Source organism: Devosia limi DSM 17137, from assembly GCF_900128975.1.
GTDB classification, from domain to species: Bacteria; Pseudomonadota; Alphaproteobacteria; order Rhizobiales; family Devosiaceae; genus Devosia; species Devosia limi.
Genome location: NZ_FQVC01000007.1, coordinates 142909 through 158202, shown reverse-complemented (window position 1 = coordinate 158202; position 15294 = coordinate 142909). Strand labels below are relative to the sequence as shown.

Genomic DNA, 15294 nt, shown 5'->3' with positions numbered 1-15294 from the left:
TAAGATAATCTCTGGGTTATGATCTCCGGGCAAGTAATCATTTTACTTGCGGCGCTGCACAGCCTTAAATCGGCGGGGAGCGAAGGGGCGTGCCATGAGTTTTGTGCAGATCGGCGGCTTGACGCTGCACTATCGGGTGCAGGGCCGCAGCGATGCGCCAGCCCTGGTGCTGGTCAACTCGCTCGGCACCGATGCGCGCATCTGGGATGACGTGATCGCGCTGCTCGGCGCGCGCTATCGCATCGTCTCCTATGACAAGCGCGGGCACGGCCTGTCCGACGCGCCCGAGGGCGATTACAGCCTCGACCAACATATCGACGATCTCGAAGGCCTGCTGGACCACCTGCAGATCGAGCAACTGGCGCTGTGCGGCGTTTCGGTGGGCGGCCAGATTGCCCAGGGCTTTGCCATCCGCCATCCCGAGCGGCTGACAGCGCTGGTGCTGTGCGATACGGCGGCCCGGCTGGGCAGCGCCGAGATGTGGAACGCCCGCATCGCCGCGGTGCGCGCCGGTGGGCTGGACGCCATTGCCGATGCGGTGATGGAGCGCTGGTTTACCCCGGCCTTCCGCCGCGAACGGCCGGCGGAACTGGCGGGGTGGCGCAATCTGCTGCTGGCCATGCCGGTCGCGGGCTATGCCGGCACCTGCGCAGCGCTGCGCGATGCCGATCTCACTGACGCCGTGGGCGCGATTACCACCCCGACGCTGGTGGTCTGCGGCAGTCAGGACCTGTCGACGCCGCCCGAACTGGTGCTGGCAACGGCCCAGCTCATTCCCAATTCCCGCTTCGAGCTGATTGCCGGGGCAGGCCATATTCCGTCCATCGAACAATTCCAGGCACTGGCGGCACTGATGCAGAGCTTTTTCGACGAGGTCAGCCATGGTTGAAGTCACCCAACGCTTTACCGAGGGCATGGCGACCCGCCGCGCCGTTCTGGGCAATGAACATGTCGATGGCGCCACGGCGCGCAAGACCGCGTTCGACGACGATTTCCAGACCTTCATCACCGAAGGCGCCTGGGGCTCGGTGTGGTCGCGGCCCGGCCTGAGCAAGCGCGAGCGCTCGATGCTGACGATAGCGCTGCTCGCGGCGCTGGGCCATGACGAGGAAGTGGCCATGCATGTGCGCGCCACCGCCAATACCGGGGCCTCGGCCGAAGACATCAAGGAAACGCTGCTGCATGTGGCGGTTTATGCCGGGGTGCCGGCGGCCAATCGGGCCTTCAGGATTGCCAGGGAAGAACTGGCCAAACGCGCGACGGGGGAGACGCTGCCATGACCGGACTAATGCTGCCAGGCGAGGATGGCGCCCTTTATCCGCGGGACCGTTCCTGGCATCCGCCGGGGCTGACGCCGGGCTACAAGAGCTCGACCTTCCGCGCGCCAAAGCATGCGCTGCTGTCGCTGGGGGCGACCGCGTCCGAACTGAGCGGGCCCACCTTTGGCCATAGCCTGATCAACCCGCTCGACAATGACCTGATCCGCAATTTCAGCCAGGATGGCAGCGAGGCCATTGGCCAGCGGCTGATCATCTATGGCCAGGTGCTGGATGAGAACGCCCGGGCCGTGCCCAATACGCTGGTCGAATTCTGGCAGGCCAATGCCGGGGGCCGCTATCGCCACAAGCGCGAGGCCTATCTCGCCCCTCTCGATCCCAATTTCGGTGGCTGCGGCCGCGCCATCACCGATGCCAATGGGTTTTATTCGTTCCGCACCATCAAGCCGGGGGCCTATCCCTGGCCCAATGGCGGCAATGACTGGCGCCCGGCCCATATCCATTTTTCGGTGTTCGGCCATGCCTTTGCGCAGCGCCTGATCACCCAGATGTATTTCGAGGGCGATCCGATGATCTGGCAATGCCCGATTGTCGGCAGCGTGCCGGATAAGGCCGGGATCGAGCAGCTGATCGCCAGGCTGGATCGGCATAATACGACGCCCATGGATGCGCTGGCCTACCGCTTCGATATCGTGCTGCGTGGCCGCCGCTCGACCATGTTCGAGAACAAGCTGGAGGGCAATTGATGCTCAACCCCCTGCCCAGGCTCAAGGAAACTCCGTCGCAGACCGGCGGGCCCTATGTCCATATCGGGCTGACGCCCAATTTCGCCGGTATTGCCGGGGTTTACGATACCGATCCCGGCGCCACCATGCTGACGCCCGAGACCAAGGGCCAGCGCATCACCATTGCCGGGCGGCTGATCGATGGCAGCGGCGCGCCGCTGACCGACGCGGTGGTGGAAATCTGGCAGGCCGATGCCGATGGCCGCTATGCCGGAGCCATGTCGCACGCGGCCAATGCCGGCCCGGCCTTTCTGGGCTGGGGGCGCCAGCCCAGCAATGGCGAGGGGATTTTCAGCTTCGAGACCATCAAGCCGGGCCCGGTGCCGGGTCCCGATGGCAAGCCGATGGCGCCCCATGTCGTGCTGTGGATCGTGGCGCGCGGCATCAATATCGGCTTGCAGACGCGGCTGTATTTCGCCGATGAGGCCGAGGCCAATGGGACGGATTATGTGCTCACCCGCATTCCCGATATCCGCCGCCGCGCGAGCTTGATTGCCCCGCGGGACGATAGCGGGCCGGTGCCAAGGTATATGCTGGATATTCACCTGCAGGGTGACAGGGAAACGGTGTTTTTCGACGTATAGGGGCGGTGCTCCTTCCCTCGATGCTCTCCCTCACGCAGCGCTGCCCACGGACTTGATCCGTGGGCCATTCTCAGCACGGTGTGCGTGACGAATGATCCCCGGGTCAAGCCCGGGGACAGCGCAGTGGGTGTGTGGGATTGAGTGTTTGCAGCGGGCCTTGCGACACCCGCACCGACGCTCGTGTTCTACCCACCGGGTCATTCCCGCCTGCGCGGGAATGACTCCGTGATGGAGGATCACGCGGTGTTTGTGAGGGCAACGTCGCGGACCCACCAAAAAAAGCCCGGCATCGCTGCCGTGCTTTTGTTTAGATCGGGTAGTGGATCGGGCCGTCCTGGACGGTGATCCAGCGCAGTTCGGTGAATTCGGCGACGCCGGCCTTGCCGCCGAAACGGCCATAGCCGGAGGCTTTGACGCCGCCGAAGGGCATCTGGGCTTCGTCGTGGACGGTGGGGCCATTGATGTGGCAGATGCCCGATTCAATGCGGCTGGCAACGGCCATGGCGCGGTTGATGTCGCGGCCGAACACGGCTGAGGACAGGCCATATTCGGTGTCATTGGCGACACGGACGGCCTCGTCGACGCTGCCGACGCGGATCACCGCGACCACGGGCCCAAAGGACTCGTCGCGATAGAGCTTCATGCCGGGGGTGACGCCATCGACGACGGTCGCCTGCATGATGGTGCCCTCGATGCCGCCACCGGCGACGACGCGGGCGCCCTTGCTGACGGCGTCCTTGATCAGCGCATCGATGCGCTGGGCGGCGGAGAGATCGACGAGGCAGCCGAGCGGGGTATTGCTGGCGCGCGGATCGCCCGCCTTGAGCGCGGAAGCCTTGGCGGCGAGTGCGGCGACGAAGGTGTCGGCGATCTTGTCATCGACCACCAGCCGCTCGGTGGACATGCAGATCTGGCCCTGGTTCATGAAGGCGCCAAAGGCAGCGGCGGCGACGGCGTCCTCGATATTGGCGTCGTCGAGCACCACCATTGGTGCCTTGCCGCCGAGTTCGAGCAAAGCCGGCTTGAGGTTGCGGGCGGCCAGTTCGGCGATCAGACGGCCAACGCGGGTCGAGCCGGTGAAATTGACGCGGCGGATGGCGGGGTGGGCGATCAGCGCCTCGACCAGTTCGGGCGCATCTTCGGGGGCGTTGGAAACGACATTGAGCACGCCCGGCGGCAGGCCGGCCTCAAGCAGGGCATCGCCGATCAGGCGGTGGGTGCGCGGGCAGATCTCGCTGGATTTGAACACCACGGTATTGCCGCAGGCCAGCGGGGTGGCGAGGGACCGCACGCCCAGAATGACCGGGGCGTTCCAGGGCGCGATCGACAGCACCACGCCGGCGGCCTGGCGAATGCCCATGGCCATCGAGCCCGGGCGATTGGAGGGAATGACCTCGCCAGTAATCTGGGTGGTCAGCGATGCCGCCTCGCGCAGCATTTCGGCGGCGAGCATGACGTTGAAGCCGGCCCAGCCAGCGGTGGCGCCGGTTTCGGCACCCATGGCGGCGATGAAGTCATCGGTGCGCGCCTGCAGCCGGTCGGCGGCGGCGAGCAGGATCTTGCGGCGGGCGCCCGGCGCGGTCTTGGACCAGCCGGGAAAGGCGGCGGCGGCGGCATCGGCGGCGCGCAAGGCGTCGTTGACGTCAGCGGCGGCAGCGCGGGTCGCCAATTCGCCCGAGATCGGGTTGCGCCGATCAAAGGTCGCGCCGCCAGCGGCCGCACAGTCCTTGTTGTTGATGAGCAGGCCCAGATCGGTCATTGCAAGTCTCCGTTGGTCAAGGAATAGGGCTGGTAAGGCCGCGTCGCACACCGGGCTGTCCCCGGACTTGATCCGGGGACCTCTCCCCGCATGTGCCGTGTTGAGAATGGCCCGCGGGTCAAGCCCGCGGGCAGCATTGGTGATTGTCTGGTACCGCAGCACCCCCACCCCGGCCCTCCCCTCAAGGGGGAGGGGGCAGGCCGGTGCGTGTGGAAGCAATGTGCAATCATGCGACCGCCCCCAGGAACGCCCGCTGCACGGCGGGGTCTTGGCGGAGCGCCTCGGCAGTGCCGGTGCCGACGATGCGGCCGGCATCCATCAGGTAGCCGCGGTCGGCGATGGCGAGGCTGGCCTTGACGTTTTGTTCGACCACCAACAGCGCAATGCCGGTCTGGCGGATGCGGCCCAGCGCCTGGAACAGTTCGCCGGTGACGATGGGCGCGAGGCCAAGGCTGGGTTCATCGAGCATCAAAAGGCGCGGGCAGCTCATCAGGGCGCGGCCGATGGCCAGCATCTGCTGCTCGCCGCCCGACATGGTGCGGGCAATCTGCGCCTGCCGTTCGGCAAGGCGGGGAAAGAGGTCGAGAACCAAAGCGCGCTGGCGCTGTTCATGCGGGCGGGCATGTCTGGTATAAGCGCCGAGTTCGAGGTTTTCGGCGACGGTCAGGTCGCCAAAGATGCCGCGGCCTTCGGGGACGAGGGCAATGCCCAGTTCGAGGAATTTGTGTGCGGGCAGGCCGAGCAGGTCCTTGCCGTCGAGGTGCAGTTGCGCTGACGGAGCGGGGCGCGCGAGGCCGGCCAGGGCCTTGAGCAGCGACGATTTGCCGGCACCATTGGCGCCGAGAACCACGACGGTTTCGTTGGCATCGACGCCGATGGAGACGCCATCCAGCGCCAGGTGCTTGCCGTAATGCAGCGAGATCGGGCCGGCGCTAAGCATCTTCAACTCCGAGATAGGCGCGGACGACTTCGGGGTCGCTGAGCACGTCGGCAGTGGGGCCATCGGCGATCTTGGTCCCCGTATTCATCACGATACACCGGCTGCAGAGCGCCCGGACGGCGTCCATCACATGCTCGACCAAAAGGATGGTCATGCCGCTTTCGCGCAGGCTCGTGATCAGATCGATCCCGGCCCGCAATTCGGTCGGATTGAGCCCGGCCAGCCATTCGTCGAGCAGCAACAGGCTGGGTTCGGTGGCCAGCGCCCGGGCCAGTTCCATGCGCTTGAGATCGATATAGGTCAGGCTATCGGCTGGCTGGCGAGCGCGGCCGGCGAGGCCGACCTGGGCCAACAGCGTCTCGATGCGCACTTCGGCGTCGCGGCCCCAGAGCGGATTGCGACGGAAGGCGAGGGCGGCCAGCACGTTTTCGCCGACGCTCAGCGAGGGCAGGGCGCGCACCAATTGGAAGGTGCGGGCGACGCCCTTATGGGCAATGCGATCTGGCGAGAGGCCGCTGATCGTATCGCCACCCAGCGCAACACTGCCATCGCTGACCGGCAGATAGCCCGAGATCATGTTGAGCGCGGTGGTTTTGCCCGAGCCATTGGGACCCAATAGGCCCACGGTTTCCCCGGCGACGAGATCAAAGCTCAGGCCATTGACGGCGGTGAGGCCGCCGAAGCGCTTGGTGACTGACTTGAGGGACAGAAGGCTCATGGCGTTGCCTCCTGGCGCAGCCGGCCGAAGAGCTTTTCACCGGCCGCCAGCACCCCATTGGGCAGGACGAAGACGATGGCGATGAACAGCAGCCCCAGAATGATCGAATAATGGTTGGGGAAATTGGCCGAGAGCCATTCGAACAAGAGGAACAAGGGGATCGCGCCGAGCAGCGGCCCGAACAGCCGCGTCGGCCCACCCAGCAGCGCCATGATGACGACGAGGAAGGAGACGGTCGGATTGAACACGATGGACGGCTCGATATAGGTCCAGCGCGGGGCCTGGATGGCGCCGGCCAGCGTCATGATGACAGCGCTGACGGCGAACAGGGTCAGCTTGGTTTTGGTGATGCCGATGCCGAGATGGCTGGCCACCACCGGATCATCGCCGATGACGCGCAAGGCCAGCCCGATCCTGGCGCGGCGCACCCACCAGGCAATCACCAGCGTGGCGGCGCCCAGCACCAGCAGCTGCCAATAGATATGCTCGGGCCCAAAGGGCAGGAACACATAGCGGCCGAGGGTGCGGGTGACATTGACCTCGTAACAGGTGACCAGCTGGCGCACCAGTTCGGTCAAGCCGAAGGTGAACACCACGAAATACACCCCGGCCAGCCGCAGCGTGGCGAGACCGACAATCACAGCCACGACGAGGCCGATGACGGCAGCGGTGAGCAGCACCAGCGGATAGGCCATGACATCGCTGAGCACGCCCACCGTATAGGCGCCGATGCCGAAGAAGGCGACGGTGGCCAGCGATACATAGCGGGTGGGGCCGGAGAAAAACGCCCAGGCGGTGGCGAGAATGGCATAGCCCAAAATGCCGATCATCAGCCCGAGCGGGTAGGGCCCGGCGAACAGCGGCACGGTGGCGAGGCCGGCGAACACGACCAGCGCCGTGCCCCAGATGAGAAGCGTCTTGCCGGTCATCTTGCGGCCTTTCCGAACAGGCCCAGCGGGCGAACGACCAGCACCGCGAGGAAGATAAGATAGGTGGCGGCCAGCGTCAGGCCGGGATCGATGAAGCTGGCGACGAGGGTTTCCACCAGCCCCAGGATCAGCCCGGCCGCGAGCGCGCCCATGAGATTGCCGACGCCGCCCATGATGACGACGATCAGCGCCTTCATGGTGAAGATCACCCCGGCAGTGGCCGAAAAGGTCAGATACATCGAGATGACGACGCCACCCGCAGCGGCGAGCCCGCCGCCCAGCGCAAAGGCGAGGCGGGCGACGCTGTCGACATTGATGCCGACCAGTGGCGCCGAGCCGGGCGAGGAGGCGACGGCGCGAATGACGGTGCCGAGCCGCGTGCGGGTCAGCAGCAGGAACAGCCCGCCGCCGAGGACGATCGCCAGCACCAGCGCCAGCAGGCGATTGGCGGCAATGGTGGTGCCGAAGACGTCGACCGGAATGGCGAGGAAATTGTAGCTGACAAAGCCGCTGCCGAAGATCACCAAAGCCACGCCCTGGATGACAAACAGCAGGCCGAAGGTGGCCAGGATCGAGTCACCTTCGAGCCGCCCCCGGTCGCGCGAGCGGGCAGCCAGGGCTGCAGCATCACCGCATAGATGGTGTAATTGAGCGCAAACCCGGCGGGGATCACCAGCAGCATGCCCATCAGCGGATTGATGCCAAGGCTGTTGAACAGCACGAAGGCGCCAAAGGCGGCGGCAATGATCACATCGCCATAAGCCAGGTTCATGATGCGGGCGACGCCATATTGCAGCGTCAGGCCCATCGCCACGAGGGCGTAAGTGCCCCCGAGGACGAGGCCGGTGAGTATGGCGCTTAAGAGCATGAGGGCTCCGGGTGGTTGATTGTCATGAAGGGATACCCCCTCCCGACCTCCCCCTGGTAGGGGGAGGGGTGCATCGCGATTGGGGCAGGATGTTGCCTATGCACCGGCCCTGCTCCTCCCCCTCGAGGGGGAGGTTGGGTGGGGGTGCCGCCACAATTATCGAGCTGGGGCGAGCGCAGAACCCCCACCCCCGACCCCTCCCCTCAAGGGGGAGGGAGAAGCAGCGGAAGGACCGACCTAGCTGGCCGGAACCCAGGCGGGCTTGGGCACGACCGGGTCGCGGGCGGCGTCGCGTTCGGTATGGGCGAGGCCGACAAATTTGCCGTCCTGCCATTGGCCCACCGTCCACAGCGCGCGCAGTTGGTTATCGACCAGCTTGACCTTGCCGATAATGGTGTCGAATTCGCCGGTCGAGAGCTCCGCCGATACCGCCTCGCGGTCGAGGTCGCCGACGCGCTCGATGGCCTGCTGCAGCATTTCCAGGCTCGCATAGGTGATGGCGCTGGCCCAGCTATCGGGGGCCTGGCCATTGAGCGCGGTGTGGCGCTCGAAATAGGCGGCGAGCGCTTCGCTGTCGGGATCGATGCCGCCAACGCCCATGACGCCGTCATGATTGGGGCCGGCGACCTTGGGATAGATCGGGAAGGCAGTGCCGACGCCCAGATAGAACACCTTGGGGCTGAAATTGGCGACCACGGCCTGCTGGGTGAGGGCGAAGGTATCGGGCGGATAGGAGAAAGCGACGAAGGTGTCGACGCCCAGATTGGCCACCTCGTTGATGATCGGGGCGAAGTCGGAAGTGCCCAGCGGATAGGTCTTGTCATAGACCAGCTCGAACCCGGCCTCGGTGAAGGCCGGCGTTGCCGCCTTGGAGAGGTCGATGCCGAAGCCGTCGGCGACCGAGGCGATGGCGACCTTGTTGTTGATGGTGCCGGCATCGCGCTGCTTGACCAGCAATTGCACCAGCGCATTGGCATAGTCATGCCCGCCGCCCAGCATCCAGAAGCTGTGCTTCCAGCGCCTGGCAAGGTCCGGCGCCATGTCGGTCACGGCCGTGCCGGCGAGCTGGGGATAGCCGAAGCGGTCAAAGGTCGGCCCGGAAGCCAGGTTGGCGCCGGTGCCCCAGGTGGGCAGGATGAAGTCGACATTGTCCTGGGTGGCGAGACGCTCGATGGCGCGCACGGTTTCCTCGGCGGCGGAGCGGTCGTCATATTCGGTGACGTCGAGCGGCAGGGTGACGCCCAGCTTGCTGAGCTTGATGCCGCCGGCCTTGTTCACGTCATCGACCCACAGCAGATAGTTCGGCGTGGTGGAAATCCCGGCGCCGGCGGCATTGGCGCCGGTCTTGGAAATGGCATAGCCGATGCGGATGGCGGTGCGGTCCTGCGCGAACACGGGCAGGCTGGCCAGTGCGGTGGCCAGGGCGGCGCTGGCGCCTAGCCCCTGCAAAACGGTTCTACGGCCGATATTGGTCATGTCTTCCTCCTCCAAATGCCCGCCTGGCGGGCGCTCCCGGCGTGGCTCCGTTGCTGACCTTGGCGGTCATTTTTGCATCCGGATCCAACCCTGCCCGAACGGTAGCGATAGGGTGAGTGGGTGAAAATGGACAATTCAAAGAGATAATTGTACTTTTACGGCGATTTTGGAGGAGATCGCATGTTGGGGACAACAGAGCTGCGGGCGCGGCAGCTGCCTCTGCCGGAGCCGGGCCAGGCGCAGGACGTCGAAGTCGCCGACATTGCCAGCGCGCTTTCGGCCATTGAATGGGATTTCGGGCCGATCAAGGCAAGGCGCGGCGGGCATGGCTTCGTGCTCGCCTCGGGGACGGGCGCACTGCATCTGGCCGCTGGCGAGACGGCCATCGAGGCCCCCTGCGTGATCTGGCTGCCCAGCGGCACCACGGGCAGCGTGCGGCTGGATGCGGGCGCGCGCGGCGCCATGATGACGGTGTCCGATGCCGCGCTCGGCCGGGTAGTGCCGGCCAGTTCCATCGCCGGGCCCCTGCGGCAGGCCATCGACCGGCCGCTGCTGGCAGTGCGGCTGGAGCCCGCTGCGGCCCGGGCGGTTCTCCGCGATCTCGAAGACATGCGCCGCGAGGCCATCGACGACCTGCCGGGGATGCGCGAGGCGATCATGAGCCGGCTGTGCCTGGTGCTGATCGCGTTCTGGCGGCTGGGCGGTGGCGCGGTGGCGCAGCCACAGGCCTCGCCGCGGGTGCTGGTGCAGGGCTTCATGCAATTGGTGGAGCTGCATGCGCGCAGCCAATGGCGGATTGCCGACTATGCCGGGGCCATGGGGATATCGAGCGACCGGCTGACCTCGGCCATCCGCCGCGCCACCGGCCAGAGCCCGCTCGAACTGGTGCATCGCCGTCTGCTCGATGATGCCGAGAGCCTGCTCGAACGCTCGTCGCTGCAGGTCAGCGAAATCGCCGATGCGCTGGGATTTCGCGATGCCGGCTACTTCAACCGGTTCTTCTCGCGCCAGAAGGGCATTTCGCCCGGCCGCTATCGCCAGCAGGCCATGCGCCTGCGCGCCGGGCGCGATGGATCCTATGCCGCCTGGCCGTGATCAACGGCCAAGCGGGGGGCCCGGTGCTGGCCAAGACCGCAGCGCATAGCCGATGTGACACCACAAACCCTTGCGCGGGGGGCTGCTGGATGATTTACGGAGCACTCCGTGCTGCCACCCGTCTGGACGCAGCTGTCCGCAAAATCTCCGGGTACCGCAAAAGCATGATCCGTCTCGAAAGCATTGGTAAGCAGAACGGCAAGCAGATCGTCTTCATCGACGCGTCGGCAGCGCTGCAAAAGGGCGAGAAAATCGGCCTTGTCGGCCCCAATGGCGCCGGCAAGACCACCCTGTTCCGCATGATCACCGGTGAAGAGCAGCCCGACGAGGGCCAGGTCTCGGTCGATCGCGGCGCCACCATTGGCTATTTCAGCCAGGATGTCGGCGAAATGGGCGGCCGCAGCGCGGTGTCCGAAGTGATGGACGGGGCCGGCCCGGTCAGCGCCATCATCACCGAAATGCGCGCGCTCGAAGCCGATATGGGCGATCCCGACAAGGCCGACGAGATGGACGCCATCATCGAGCGCTATGGCGAAATCCAGCACCAGTTCGAGGAGCTCGACGGCTATTCGCTCGATGGCCGCGCCCGCGAAGTGCTCGATGGCCTGGGTTTCTCGCAGGAAATGATGGATGGCGATGTCGGCGCGCTGTCGGGCGGCTGGAAGATGCGCGTGGCCCTGGCCCGCATTCTCTTGATGCGGCCGGACGCACTGCTGCTCGACGAGCCGAGCAACCACCTGGACATCGAAAGCCTGATCTGGCTCGAAGCCTTTCTGCAGAACTATTCCGGCGCCCTGTTCATGACCTCGCATGACCGCGAATTCATGAACCGCATCTGCACCAAGATCATCGAGATCGATGCCGGCACGCTGACCACCTATTCGGGCAATTACGAATTCTACCAGCAGCAGCGCGCCATCTCCGAAAAGAACCAGCAGGCCCAGTTTGAGCGCCAGCAGGCGATGCTGGCCAAGGAGCTGGACTTCATCGCCCGCTTCAAGGCGCGCGCCAGCCATGCCGCGCAGGTACAGAGCCGGGTCAAGAAGCTCGACAAGATCGACCGGGTCGAGCCGCCCAAGCGCCGCCAGACCGTCGAATTCGAGTTCCGCCCGGCGCCCCGTTCGGGCGAAGACGTTGCCATGCTCAAGGGTGTCAGCAAGGCCTATGGCAGCCGCAGCATTTATGAAGGGCTCGATTTTCAGGTTCGCCGCCGCGAGCGCTGGTGCATCATGGGCGTCAATGGCGCCGGCAAGTCGACGCTGCTCAAGCTGATCACCGGCACGGCCGAACCCGATGCCGGCACGGTGACGCGCGGCCCCTCGGTCAAGATGGGCTATTTCGCCCAGCATGCCATGGATATTCTCGACGGCGACCGCACCGTGTTCGAGCAGCTGCAGGATACGTTCCCGCAATCGGGCCAGGCGCCGCTGCGCGCGCTCGCCGGGTGCTTCGGCTTCTCGGGCGACGAGATGGACAAGAAGTGCCGCGTGCTGTCGGGTGGCGAAAAGGCCCGGCTGGTCATGGCCATCATGCTGTTCGATCCCCCGAACTTCCTGGTGCTCGACGAGCCGACCAACCACCTCGATATCGCCACCAAGGAAATGCTGATCAGCGCGCTCTCCCAATATGAGGGCACCATGCTGTTCGTCAGCCACGATCGCCATTTCCTCGCCGCGCTGTCCAACCGCGTGCTGGAACTGACGCCCGAGGGCGTGCATGTCTATGGCGGCGGCTATACCGAATATGTGCAGAGCACCGGCCAGGAAGCCCCCGGCCTGCGCAGCTAAGCTGGCGGTCAGGCTGGGCATGCAGAGAAGCCGGCGTCCTTGGGAACGCCGGCTTCGGGGTCGTGCTGATTGGAGGTCAGCGCACGCATGTCAGGCGGCCGGGGGAAGCCGCCGCGACATTAGAAGCGGTAGTTCACGCCAACCTTGACGGCGTGATTGGTCAGGTCGTCCTGGCGGCCAATGCCACTGACGGCGCTGTCGACGTCGAAATAGCGGGTCTGCAGGTATTCAGCGCGTAGGCTGAAATTGTTGCCCAGGTTCTGCTCGACGCCGGCACCGAAGACGACGCCGACATGGTTGTCCTTGCCCGAAGTGGTGGTGCCCCATGGCTCCAGCTCGGCCAGCGATGCGCCGGCGGTGCCGTAGATCAGGGTGTCGCCAAGGGCGAAACCGGCACGGGCCTTGGCAGCCACGGACCAGTTCTGGGTGAGGCCGGCGCCCGGGGCCAGTTCATAGAGCAGCGCATCGGTGAATGCGGCTTCGACTTCCGCACCGACGACGAACATGTCGAACTGCTGCAGGTAGCCGGCCTGTACGCCACCGGTCCAGGCGGTCTTGCCATCCTTGAATTCGTCGGAAGTGACGCCGCCGATATGGGCGCCAGCATAGAAGCCGGTCCATGCGTCGCTGACCAGCGCAATGCCGGCGTCGGGGTAGGTGACAGCCGGTGCCGTCGTCGGGAAGGACAGGTCAGCCGCCTGGGCCGCGGAAACCGAAGCCAGGGCCGCGACGCCGGCCAGGAGAGCGAGGGTGAGGGGACGAATGTGCACGTATATGCTCCTAGTAAACCAGATCAGGTTGGCGGCCTTGCCGCCGCTGCGCTCGCCACAGGGACATGCCGAACGCCGGGCCACCCTGTTCCCCCAAGCTTGCGCGGAGCTTACGGCGTGGTGGATTCTGTGTGTTGTGTGTGCAACACCGGCAGGGTGATGATCAGGCAGGCGCCGCCGCCCGGCGCATCGGCGATCGACACATGGCCGTGGTGATGCCGGATCATGGTCTCGACCAGGTTCAGCCCGAGCCCGGCGCCATGGGGCGATGGCTTGACCCGGTAGAACGGCTCGAACACCCGGTCGCGCTCGCCCTCGGGAATGCCGGGGCCTTCGTCACAGACCATGACGGTGCCATCGCGGCTGACATCGACCCGGATCTCGCCGGCCTTGCCGCCATGGGCAATGGCGTTCTGGATGACATTGGTCAGCACCCGGCCCAGGCTGCCGGCATCGCCATTGACCAGCACCGGCTTGTCCGGCGCATTGAGCGAGAGTTCATAACCGGCGGCGATGGCGAGGGGGGCGAGGTCGCCCACCACCTGCTCGGCGAGGTCGCCGAGATCGACGGGCACGAAACTGGTTTCCCCCTGATCCATGCGCTGCAGGTCGAGCAATTGTCCGGCCAGGCTGGAGAGCCGCGCCACATCGATCAGCAGCCGCCCCTGTTCGGGAAAGGGATCGGCGGTTTCGATGCGGGTCTGCAGGATCGCGATGGGCGTGCGCAATTCATGGGCCGAGTCGGCCAGGAACCGCTCGCGCCGCGCATAGGATTCGTCCAGCCGCGCCAGGGCGTCATTGACCGCCTTGACCAGCGCGCGCACTTCCTCGGGCACATTGTCGGTGGGCAGGCGGGTGCCGCGGGTATTGATGTCGATCAGCCTGGCCTGATTGGCGGCGGTTTCGATGCCGCGCAACTCGCGGCGCACCACGCGCGGAATGGCGATGACGCTGGCCAGGATCAGCACCGCAATCGTGCCCAGCGCCAGGGTTGCCGAGAGTTCGCGCACCAGGGCGGCGAGGCCGACGACGGGCCCGGCGCCGGTCATCACCATCACCGGTCCGGCAGGTGAGGTCTCCGGCCGCAGCAGCACCGAGGAGCCCTCGACGTCATGGGCCAGCCGGATCTCCATGGAATCGACATACCACATCGTGGCTTCGATGAGCTGGTATTGGGTCGGCACGCGGCCGATGCCGGCATTGGCCCCGTCGGGGGTGCGTGCATAGAACCAGACGTCGGGATAGGCTTCGACCAGCTCGCGCAATTCCCTGGTCTCGACCACCTTGATGCCCCCCGCGCCATCCGGCTGCAGGCTGCGGGCAAAGGTCAGCGTGGCACTGGGATCGAGCGGCTTGGCATTGCCGATATAGTCGAGCGCCGGATAGATGGTGAACGGCACCACCCCGACAAAAAAGAACAGCGTCAGCGCCACCAGCTGCACCTGGATCATGCGCCTGGTGAGCTGGCGTTCCAGCAGTTTGGGCTTTTGGGTCCTCACGCGTCCTGCTTCAGCAAATAGCCGACCCCGCGCACGGGGTGGATGGTGACACTGGCGCCGGCCGCGGTCAGCTTGCGGCGCAATCGCGATATATGGGCCTCCAGCGAATTGGAAGCGATCTCGTCATCGGAGCCATAGACTTCCTCTTCCAGTACGCCACGGCGTACCGTGCGACCAGCCCGGCGCATCAGGCTTTCGAGCACCAGATATTCGCGTCGTGGCAGGTCCAGCCGTTCGTCATCGACAAAGACTTCGCCCGCATTCAGGTCGAAGGACAGATTGCCGATGCTGAGCGGCTTGGACGTGACCTGGGACGGGCGCCGCAGCACCGCGCGCAACCGCGCCACCAGCTCGCTGATCTCGAATGGCTTGGGCAGGTAATCGTCGGCGCCCAGATTGAGGCCTTCGACCCGGTCATTGGCCGAGCCACGGGCCGACAGGATGACGATGGGCACATTGGGGCGGCGCTTGCGCAGATAGGCGATCAGCGAGGCGCCATCGCCATCGCCCAATTGCCGGTCCAGGATCACGAGGTCATGCGCCACCGTCTCGATGGCCTCGATGGCGATCTCGATCGAGGGGGCGCAATCGGTGACGAAATCATGCTTTTCCAGGGCCGTGCGCAGCAGCGCCGCCATGTCGGGCTCGTCTTCAACCAGCAGTAATCGCATCCGCACAAGTCTCCTTGCCTGCCAGTGTGCACGCAAACCCTTGCGGCAACCTTGCACGGCTGGCCGGCCATTGCGCCCGCGCACTGGCGGCATTGGCTCCATGCAAGCGCCCCGGGCGATCGCAGCGCAAGGTTCA

Annotated in this window: 14 protein-coding genes and 1 pseudogene; 6 read left to right on the top strand and 9 right to left on the bottom strand. The window is 65.6% G+C overall.

Annotated elements, in window-relative coordinates:
* The first annotated feature begins 94 nt into the window (after positions 1–94).
* The 4 genes from pcaD to pcaG are packed head-to-tail and all read left to right on the top strand — an operon-like array spanning position 95 to position 2646.
* Positions 95–889 (top strand): 3-oxoadipate enol-lactonase, encoded by a 795-nt coding sequence (gene pcaD / locus BUA69_RS12645; protein ID WP_046136303.1) that lies wholly within the window; start codon positions 95–97, stop codon positions 887–889.
* Positions 882–1280: a 4-carboxymuconolactone decarboxylase gene (gene pcaC, locus BUA69_RS12640; RefSeq protein WP_046136304.1), complete on the top strand. Its 399-nt coding sequence runs from the start codon at positions 882–884 to the stop codon at positions 1278–1280. The genes pcaD and pcaC overlap by 8 nt, the downstream gene beginning before the upstream one ends.
* Positions 1277–2023 (top strand): protocatechuate 3,4-dioxygenase subunit beta, encoded by a 747-nt coding sequence (gene pcaH, locus BUA69_RS12635; protein ID WP_046136305.1) that lies wholly within the window; start codon positions 1277–1279, stop codon positions 2021–2023. Before pcaC ends, pcaH begins: the two co-directional genes overlap by 4 nt.
* Positions 2023–2646 carry a protocatechuate 3,4-dioxygenase subunit alpha gene (gene pcaG / locus BUA69_RS12630; RefSeq protein ID WP_046136306.1) on the top strand — a complete coding sequence of 208 codons (624 nt, stop codon included), beginning with the start codon at positions 2023–2025 and terminating at the stop codon, positions 2644–2646. The genes pcaH and pcaG overlap by 1 nt, the downstream gene beginning before the upstream one ends.
* A gap of 307 nt (positions 2647–2953) precedes the next feature.
* Here the strand turns inward: pcaG and BUA69_RS12625 are convergent, their stop codons facing one another.
* The 6 genes and pseudogenes from BUA69_RS12625 to BUA69_RS12600 form a co-directional block, all read right to left on the bottom strand.
* On the bottom strand, positions 2954–4405 hold the full coding sequence (locus BUA69_RS12625) for an aldehyde dehydrogenase (RefSeq protein ID WP_046136307.1): 1452 nt from the start codon (positions 4403–4405) through the stop codon (positions 2954–2956).
* A 226-nt stretch (positions 4406–4631) separates the two neighbouring features.
* Positions 4632–5345, bottom strand: a complete 714-nt coding sequence (locus BUA69_RS12620; RefSeq protein WP_046136308.1) for an ABC transporter ATP-binding protein — start codon at positions 5343–5345, stop codon at positions 4632–4634.
* Positions 5338–6063: an ABC transporter ATP-binding protein gene (locus BUA69_RS12615; protein WP_046136309.1), complete on the bottom strand. Its 726-nt coding sequence runs from the start codon at positions 6061–6063 to the stop codon at positions 5338–5340. Before BUA69_RS12615 ends, BUA69_RS12620 begins: the two co-directional genes overlap by 8 nt.
* A complete protein-coding gene (locus BUA69_RS12610; RefSeq protein ID WP_046136310.1) occupies positions 6060–6992 on the bottom strand; it encodes a branched-chain amino acid ABC transporter permease in 933 nt (310 codons plus the stop codon). Before BUA69_RS12610 ends, BUA69_RS12615 begins: the two co-directional genes overlap by 4 nt.
* Positions 6989–7860 (bottom strand): annotated as a pseudogene (locus BUA69_RS12605) (branched-chain amino acid ABC transporter permease). The gene BUA69_RS12610 and the pseudogene BUA69_RS12605 overlap by 4 nt, the downstream one beginning before the upstream one ends.
* 237 nt (positions 7861–8097) lie before the next feature.
* The gene (locus tag BUA69_RS12600) at positions 8098–9336 is read right to left on the bottom strand and encodes an amino acid ABC transporter substrate-binding protein (protein ID WP_046134808.1); all 1239 of its coding nucleotides are present in this window, start codon (positions 9334–9336) and stop codon (positions 8098–8100) included.
* Between the two features lie 180 nt (positions 9337–9516).
* Between BUA69_RS12600 and BUA69_RS12595 the strand changes: the two genes are divergently transcribed.
* Positions 9517–10431 carry an AraC family transcriptional regulator gene (locus BUA69_RS12595; RefSeq protein ID WP_046134807.1) on the top strand — a complete coding sequence of 305 codons (915 nt, stop codon included), beginning with the start codon at positions 9517–9519 and terminating at the stop codon, positions 10429–10431.
* 164 nt (positions 10432–10595) lie between these two features.
* Positions 10596–12218, top strand: coding sequence for an ABC-F family ATP-binding cassette domain-containing protein (locus BUA69_RS12590; protein WP_046134806.1), 1623 nt, complete (start codon positions 10596–10598; stop codon positions 12216–12218).
* 119 nt (positions 12219–12337) lie between these two features.
* On the opposite strand, the gene BUA69_RS12585 is transcribed toward BUA69_RS12590, so the two are convergent.
* The 3 genes from BUA69_RS12585 to BUA69_RS12575 all read right to left on the bottom strand — a co-directional run bounded on the left by BUA69_RS12585 (position 12338) and on the right by BUA69_RS12575 (position 15158).
* Positions 12338–12988: an outer membrane protein gene (locus BUA69_RS12585; RefSeq protein ID WP_046134805.1), complete on the bottom strand. Its 651-nt coding sequence runs from the start codon at positions 12986–12988 to the stop codon at positions 12338–12340.
* A gap of 110 nt (positions 12989–13098) precedes the next feature.
* Positions 13099–14487 carry a sensor histidine kinase gene (locus BUA69_RS12580; RefSeq protein WP_052950474.1) on the bottom strand — a complete coding sequence of 463 codons (1389 nt, stop codon included), beginning with the start codon at positions 14485–14487 and terminating at the stop codon, positions 13099–13101.
* On the bottom strand, positions 14484–15158 hold the full coding sequence (locus tag BUA69_RS12575; RefSeq protein ID WP_046134804.1) for a response regulator transcription factor: 675 nt from the start codon (positions 15156–15158) through the stop codon (positions 14484–14486). Before BUA69_RS12575 ends, BUA69_RS12580 begins: the two co-directional genes overlap by 4 nt.
* Between the last annotated feature and the right edge of the window lie 136 nt (positions 15159–15294).